This window comes from Sandarakinorhabdus sp. (assembly GCF_041689835.1).
GTDB lineage: Bacteria > Pseudomonadota > Alphaproteobacteria > Sphingomonadales > Sphingomonadaceae > Sandarakinorhabdus.
Genome location: NZ_JBDNFM010000003.1, coordinates 1 through 7,616, shown reverse-complemented (window position 1 = coordinate 7,616; position 7,616 = coordinate 1). Strand labels below are relative to the sequence as shown.

The following is a 7,616-nucleotide window of genomic DNA, read 5'->3' as shown; positions in this document are numbered from 1 at the left end:
GTGCTGCAAGCCTACCTCGACATGGGCAAGGCGCAGGATTTCGCCGGTTTCGAAGCCGTATTGAAACGCGTGCAAATCCCCAGCTTCAATATCGTCTATGCCGACAGGGCGGGCCATGTGTTCCACATCAGCAACGGCATCCTGCCCAAACACAAAACCGGCGGAACCCACGCCTTTTGGTCGGGCCTGGTGACCGGCAATCGCGCCGACCTGATCTCCACCGAGATCGAGCCCTATGAAAGCCTGCCAAAGGCGCTGGATCCGCCCGGCGGCTTTGTGCAAAATGCCAACGACACGCCGTGGGTCAACACCATCCCGCGCATGCTGGGTCCCGCCGATTACCCCGCCCACGTCGCCCCGCTGACACCGACATCCTTGCGCGCCCAGATGTCGGCCCGGCTGCTGATGGGCAATGACAAGCTCAGCTTTGCCGAGTTTCAGCGCCGCAAGCTTACGACCACCAGCTTGATGGCTGAACGCATGAAGGGCCCGCTGCTCGCCGCCACCGCGAGCAGCCCTGACTCGGAAATTGCCGCCGCCCGCGACTTGTTGACGGGATGGGACAATCGGTTTGAACAGGATAGCCGCGCCGCCATCCTGTTCGAAGAATGGGCTACACGCTTCACCGGCAATCAAGGCAATTTCGCGCAGCCATGGACGCTGGACGATCCGGTGAACACGCCATCCGGCATCAGGGACGGCGCCGCCGCCACCGCCATGCTGAAATCCGCTGCGCAGGCCGTGATCGCCCGCCACGGCCGCCTTGATCCCAGATATGGGGACGTGTCCCGCTTCGGCGCCGGCGAAAACATCTCCTTCCCCGGCCATGGCGGCGAAGGCGGCCTTGGCCTGTTCCGCACCATCAGTTGGGGGCCGTGGCAGGGTGACAAGCGTGCGCCAGAAGTAGGCGAAACCTGGGTTAACCTGATCGAATTTTCCACGCCCATGCGCGCCGTTGCTACCATGAGCTATGGCAACAGCAGCCAGCCCGGTTCGCCGCACCGCAGTGACCAGCTGGAGTTGATCAGCGAGAAGCGGTTTCGGTCGTTGTGGCTGACGCGAGGCGAGGTGGAGCGGAATTTGGAGAAGCGGGAGGATTATTGAGGGCGCGGTAAGCGCTTGGAGGCGCGGCCGGCGGCGGAGCCGCCGAGTCCGCTGGGGGCGTGAAATGAAGGAAGGCAGGAAAGAGCGCGGCGGAGCCGCGCCGTCAGACGAACAGAAAAAAGGGCGGCCTGTTGGGGCCGCCCTTTTCCGTTCGCTGGCCGATCTTGCCGGAGTCGGCGTCTTACGCTGCGCGTTAGACACTCGCCCGGCTGCGATTAGAACTTCACGCGCGCGCCGAGGCGGATTGCCCACAGCGAGCCGTTCAGGTTTACGCCCTGCGTCGGCGCCGCAAATGTGGTGCCGGTGCGGTTAGCGAACTGATAGGCCGTGCAGGCCGGGGTGGAGCAGGTCACGTTGACCAGCGTGCCGTAGCCCGGGAAGGCGACCTGGCGGATGACGCCCCAATCCTTGTTGAGCAGGTTGAGGACGTTTTCAAAGTCGGCGCTCAGCTCGACCTTGCCGCCAAAGACGAACGGCACTTCCTGACGGAGCGCGAGGTCGAGACGGTTGTAGCGCGGGGTCTTGCCGATGTTCTTCGGCGCAATCCCACCCTGATAACGGTTCAGTTCCGAATTCTGCACAAAGGTCTGGAACCCGGCAAAATCGAAGCCCGGCGCATAAACAACCCGCGCATCTGCCGTGGCCGAGCTGACGTTCGGCACGTACATCAGATAACGGTTGTTGGTGCCCGTCGTGCCGAACACGTTCGAACGCAAATTGCCCGACGCCTGATCAGCAAAGGTGTAGCTGAAACGCTGGCCAGCCTGGCTGTTGAAAAACAGCTCGATGCGGGTGTTGTTGTCGCCGAACAGATTGAAATCATAGCCGGCAGTCAGGCGATAGGTGTCGTCGCGCTGATAGCTGGAGATGCCGTAGGCCGCGTTGTTCGGATCGATGCCGGCAGCGGCGTTGACATAGTTGGAGAACGCCACCGACGACGTGCCGTTGTTGGCATCGCGCGAACGCTGGAAGGTATAGCTGCCGCCGAGGCGGAAGCCGCTCGACCACCGCTTGTCGAAACGGGTCACCACGTTCCAGCTGTAGCCGTCATCCACATTGTTCAGGAAGATGTCGGTGTTTGTCGTGGCGGCCTGGCCCGGCAGCGCCTGATAGCGGATGCGGCCATCCGGCAACGTGCCCAGCGGCACCGAGCGCAGATCGGTCCAGTTGGACGCATCGCGGGCGCGGCTCCACACCACATCGAGGCCCAGTCGCCATTCGTCACCCAAATCGCCGAGATCGGCGAGATAGTCGAGCGAGCCCGACACACGGAAGGTCGCCGGGATGCGGTAGGTCGGATCAAGCGCGTTGGCGGGCGAATTGGCAGTACCGGTGGTGCGCACGGCGTCGACCAGCGATTGCGGCACGCCCGTGCCGCCAGAAACGTTGTTCAGCGTCGCGGCACCGATGCTGGCAACTTGCGCCGGCGTCAGACCCGTGAGGCCCGATATGGTGAAACTGCCATCGGCAGCGCGCCGCACCTGCACACGTCCGAGCGTCGGGCCGGGGTTTGAATAGTTGTTCGAAATCCACACGTTCGGGTTGCCGCCGCCGAAGATGCCAGCCGAACCGCGCAATTGCAGGCGATCCGAAACCTTCCAGTTCAGGCCAAGGCGCGGCTGAAACAGGCCGCGGCCATTGAGCGTTGCGTTGTTCGGGATGCCGAAGCGGCTGAGGAACGCATCGTTGAAAAACGGCGTGTCGGGCGTGTCGAACAGATCATAGCGCACGCCGGCGATCGCGGTGACGTTTTCACCCAGATCGATGGTGTCCTGGATGCCGAAGGTCCAACTGTTGTTCTGGAACATCGCGCGCACCGTATCGATACCGCCGCGCAGCGGCACGCCGATATCGAGTTCGTTGGCCCGGCGGGCGTCCAGATCGGCGATCGAATCGAAGTAGAACGCACCCGACACACGCTGGGCAAACAGATTGTTGATGTCCTGCGTGCGGCGCTCCACGATGGCCTTCACCGTGTGGTTGTTCATCTTCAGCGTCGCCTGGAATTCGAAATTCAGCGACTGCGAAGCCAGTTCGTTGGCCTGGCGGCTGATATCCGGGCCGAACTGCAGGCGGCGAGTGCCGGGGGCGCACGTCAGCGGCGCCGAGCCGTTGGCGGGCTGGCCAGCAGCCGGCGCAGCCGGGTTCACGGCATCGAGGCAGGTCTGAAACTGGCCAAAGCTGCGGTCGCCAAACGGCACCTGCAAACGCACATAATCGGCGTAGGAAACACGCGCCTGGGTGGAGAAATTGTCGCTCCACTGATCGTTGATTTCAAGGATACCGAAGTGGTTGACGGCGCCCTGCGTGTAGTTGTTCGACAGCAGCGCAAAGGTCGGGTTGGTGGCATTGAGTTCGCCAATGCCGGTTTGCCCGGCCAACACCGAACCTTCGTTGTACATGTAGGTAAACGCAGCGCGGTGGCCATCGGCGATGTTCAGATCGAACTTGGCAACAACCTTGTCGTCCTTTTCAAGGATGTCGCTGGCAACGCCGCCGGTGTCGAAGCCATAGCGGCTTTGCGCGATGGTGCCGATCTGGCCAATCTGGCCATCGGTGATGCCCAGCGTGGCCGGGCTGATCGCTGCGGGCACGGTATCGCGGGTGCGTTCGTAAGTGACGGCAAAGAACAGGCGATCCTTGATAATCGGGCCGGTGATCTGCGCAGTGTAGATCTGCGATTCAAACGCGCCGGCACGGATGACGCCGCGGGCATTGCGGCCGCGCAAATCGTCGGAGTTGTAATAAGCGCCGGCCATCGCCGTGAAGCGGTTCGAACCCGATTTCAGCTGGGTGTTGATGGCACCGCCCTGGAAGAAGCCCTGGCGGATATCGACCGGCGCAACTTCGACCGAAAATTCGCCGATGGCATCGAGCGGCACCGGGCCGCGGCTGGAAACCAGGCCGCCAGCTTCGAGGCCGAACGGGTCGCCGAACGCCACGCCGTCGACGGTGAAGCGGTTGAAGCGGTTGTTCTGGCCGGCAATCGAGATGGCGCCGCCATTGGTCGGGTCGATGTTGACCATCGGATCGCGGGCCGCGAGGTTGCGGATATCGCGGTTGACGTTGGCCACGCCGGCAATGTCGCGCGCCGTCAGGATGCTGGACGCGCCGGTGCCGATGGTGATGGCGCTGCGAGCACGGGCGGCGGTGACGGTGATCGTCCGGCCGGTGGACGCCAGCATGACTTCGACGCGCTGCGGCACGCCGGCGGTCAGGCTGTCCAGATTGTCGGTCGCGGCGTCATAGCCAGGGGCCTCGACCGTGATGCTGTAGGGGCCGCCAAGGCGCAGGCCGGTGGCGTTGAATTCGCCTTTTGCGCCAGACGTTTGCACGATGCGCGTGCCCGACGGGGTGTGCACGATGGTCACGGTTGCGCCGGCAACCGGCTTGTTCGCCTCGCTGACGATCGCTCCGCGGATGGACGACGTGGTTTCCTGGGCCTGCACGGCGGCAGGAATGAAGGCGGCGGGAACGGCAAGCGCGGCAAGCGCAACACCAAGACGAAGATGACGCATGGAAAGACCCCCTGGGAATAGTAAAACCGGTAAACCAAAAGCAGGAATCGCTTCCGCGTTTGATCAGTATGCGGGCCTTGCCGGTGAATTGTGACACTTGCGTTACAGCTATATGGCCTGTTGATGACCTGCGCGGCGCAACCCTCAGTTGGAAGGCCAGTGTTGCGGTGCAGCAACACTGTGTAGGGCGGCGGAACAGGCAAGGAAAGCATGGAAGGGCCGCCAAGAGCCGCCGCGCGCGCTTTGCTGCGGCGCTTCCGGCAAGTCGGCGCGGTGGGCGTTGAGGGTTTCGAACCCCCGACCCTCTCCGTGTAAAGGAGATGCTCTACCACTGAGCTAAACGCCCGGCCGCGCTGCCGTAGCCCCAATCCGCCCACTAGCCGCGCGCAGCGGTTCGTGCAACCTTGCCTGCTATGGGGGCTCTCGACACCACGCAAACTGCTGTTTTCATCGCGCTCACCATTGCGATGGCAGTGGCGACGATCTGGCAGGTGCGGCGCATGGGCCGCAATCAGGGCGCCCGCAGTGCCGCTGCCGGCAATCGCGAATATTTCCTCGCTGGCGGCGGCCTCACTTGGCCGTTCATCGCTGGCTCCATCACTCTCACCAATCTATCGACCGATCAACTCGTTGGCATGAACGGCCAGCAGATGCTGCTGCTGGCGTGGTGGGAACTCTCGGCGGTGGCGGGGCTGGCCATTCTCGCGCTGGTGTTCCTGCCGGTGTATTACCGCGAAGGCTGCACCACCACCACCGAACTGCTGCAGAAACGCTACGATTCGCCCGCTTTGCGCGCGGCGGTTTCGGTGCTGTTCCTGGCGGGAAACTTGTTCATCTATCTCCCCATTACGCTTTATACCGGTGCGCTGTTCCTGCGCACCGTTTCGGGCGCTGATCTGCCGTTGTTGCCGCTCGCCGCCGTACTGGGCGTGACAGGCTCGCTTTATGCCATCCTCGGCGGCCTGCGCGCGGTTGCGGTGTATGACACCATCGCCGGGGTGGGCGTGCTGGGATCCGCGCTGGCCATCGTCTGGCTGGCGTTGTCTGCCATCGGCTTCGATTTTTCCGGCATCCCGGCGGAACGTCTGACGCTGGTGGGCGGCCCGCAAAGCCCGATCCCGTGGGCAACGCTGTTCACTGGCATGATCTTCATCCAGACCTTTTATTGGTCGACCAACCAGAACATCACCCAGCGCGCCATGGCGGCGCCCAGCCTTCGCGAAGGGCAGAAGGGCGTGTTTGCCGCCGGCATCATCCGGCTGTGCATCGTGCCGGCCATCGTCGTGCTGCCCGGCATCGCCAGCTACAAATTGTTCGGCCCGCTGGGGGACAGCGCCTATGGCCGCATCGTCACGCAAGTGATGCCGGCCTGGGCCTCGGGCGCGTTCGCAGCGTTCATGGCGGCCGCCGTGCTCACCCACTACACCTCCATCCTCAACAGCACGACAACACTGTGGGTGTGCGACATCCACGAAGCCTATATCAACCGCAATCCCAACGTCGCCCGGCTCAACACGTTCATTTCGCTGGGGTTTGTCGCGATCTCGATCGCGCTGGTGCCGCTGTACGACGGGGCGGCCTCGATCATCAACCTGGTGCAGAAGCTCAATGGCCTGCTTTCCATGCCGATTCTGGCGGCCTTCATCTGCGGGCTGGTGTTCTCCGGCATCCGCGCGCCAGCGGTGATGCTGTCGCTGGTGTTCGGCGTGGCGCTTTATGCCGTGTTCACCTGGATATGGACGCCCATTCACTATATCCACTTGATGCTGGTGACGCTGGTGGCAACGATTGCGGTTGCTTTGGCGGCAAATACGCTGATGGGCGGCAAAGCGGTGTTGCGGCGGCGCGCCGGCATCGCCACTATGCGCGCAGCTTGAATCGATTGGCGAGGTTGTCACCCATGTTTGCCCGGCTTTTCCTTGAACACCCGCGCTGCGTGGATGAAACCTACACCCAGCACATGGGCGCTGCCTTTGGCGTGGGCGGACAAATGTTTGCCGCCAGCCTGAAATGCTTCGTTCACGGGCTGATCCCCGGCCTGTACAAAACCGCCGGTTCCGATGCGATCATCGAATTGCACCGCCAGGTTGCACCGCGCAAATACGACCAGCCGACATTCTGATCGGCCTGAAACAACGTAAGGAAATGCCGCGATGACCGATACTCTGGGGCTGTCGCCGGCGCGGCTCGCCCGGCTGGATGAGCATCTGGCGCAAAACTACATCTCTACCCGCCGCCTGCCGTGCACGCTGGCACTGGTGGCCCGCCACGGCGAAATCGCGCACCTGGGCGTGCAGGGCCTTGCCGATGTCGAACGCGGCATCCCGGCCCGCGAAGACACCATTTTTCGCATCTATTCGATGACCAAGCCGATCACCTCGGTGGCGCTGATGATGCTGCTCGAGCAGGGCAAGATCGCGCTGGATGATCCGGTGCACAAATATATTCCGGAATGGAAAAATCTTGGTGTGTTCGTCGCCGGCACCCACAAGCTCGGTTTCCAGACCCGGCCGTGCACGCGGCCGATGCAGGTGATCGATCTGCTGCGCCACACCGCCGGCCTCACCTATGGCTTCCAGCTGCGCACCAACGTCGATGAGGCCTATCGCCGCGAGAAAATCGGCGAGATCGAAAAAGCCGGCACCCTGGAAGACATGATCAAGTCGCTGGCCAGGCTGCCGCTGGAATTTTCGCCCGGCGATGCGTGGAATTATTCGGTCGCCACCGATGTGGTGGGCTGGCTGGTGCAAGTGGTGTCGGGCCGGCCGTTCGAAGATTTCCTGGCCGACGAAATCTTCAAGCCGCTGGGCATGGTCGATACCGGCTTCCATGTCCGCGAAGGCCAGCAACACCGCTTTGCCGCCTGCTACCAGCCCAGCAAGGACGGTACCATCACGCTGCAGGATGATCCCACGACGTCCTCTTTTCTCAAGCCCGCCAGCTTCATCTCCGGCGGCGGCGGCCTCGTATCGACCGCGCAAGATTATCTGCAAT

Annotated in this window: 5 protein-coding genes and 1 tRNA gene; 4 read left to right on the top strand and 2 right to left on the bottom strand. The window is 62.9% G+C overall.

Going from position 1 to position 7,616, the window contains the following annotated elements; all coding sequences use genetic code 11:
• Positions 1–1,104, top strand: a 1,104-nt coding sequence (locus tag ACESL8_RS00100; RefSeq protein WP_372914630.1) for a penicillin acylase family protein, incomplete at its 5' end; no start/stop codon positions are given.
• A gap of 215 nt (positions 1,105–1,319) precedes the next feature.
• On the opposite strand, the gene ACESL8_RS00095 is transcribed toward ACESL8_RS00100, so the two are convergent.
• Entirely contained in the window at positions 1,320–4,622 is a 3,303-nt protein-coding gene (locus tag ACESL8_RS00095) for a TonB-dependent receptor domain-containing protein (RefSeq protein ID WP_372914628.1), read from the bottom strand.
• 274 nt (positions 4,623–4,896) lie between these two features.
• Positions 4,897–4,968 (bottom strand) — tRNA-Val (locus ACESL8_RS00090).
• A gap of 67 nt (positions 4,969–5,035) precedes the next feature.
• On the opposite strand from ACESL8_RS00090, the gene ACESL8_RS00085 reads away from it, so the two are divergent.
• The 3 genes from ACESL8_RS00085 to ACESL8_RS00075 all read left to right on the top strand — a co-directional run.
• Entirely contained in the window at positions 5,036–6,499 is a 1,464-nt protein-coding gene (locus tag ACESL8_RS00085) for a sodium/solute symporter (RefSeq protein WP_372914626.1), read from the top strand.
• Between the two features lie 23 nt (positions 6,500–6,522).
• On the top strand, positions 6,523–6,744 hold the full coding sequence (locus ACESL8_RS00080) for a DUF6356 family protein (protein ID WP_372914624.1): 222 nt from the start codon (positions 6,523–6,525) through the stop codon (positions 6,742–6,744).
• 31 nt (positions 6,745–6,775) lie between these two features.
• Positions 6,776–7,616, top strand: an 841-nt coding sequence (locus ACESL8_RS00075; protein ID WP_372914622.1) for a serine hydrolase domain-containing protein, incomplete at its 3' end; no start/stop codon positions are given.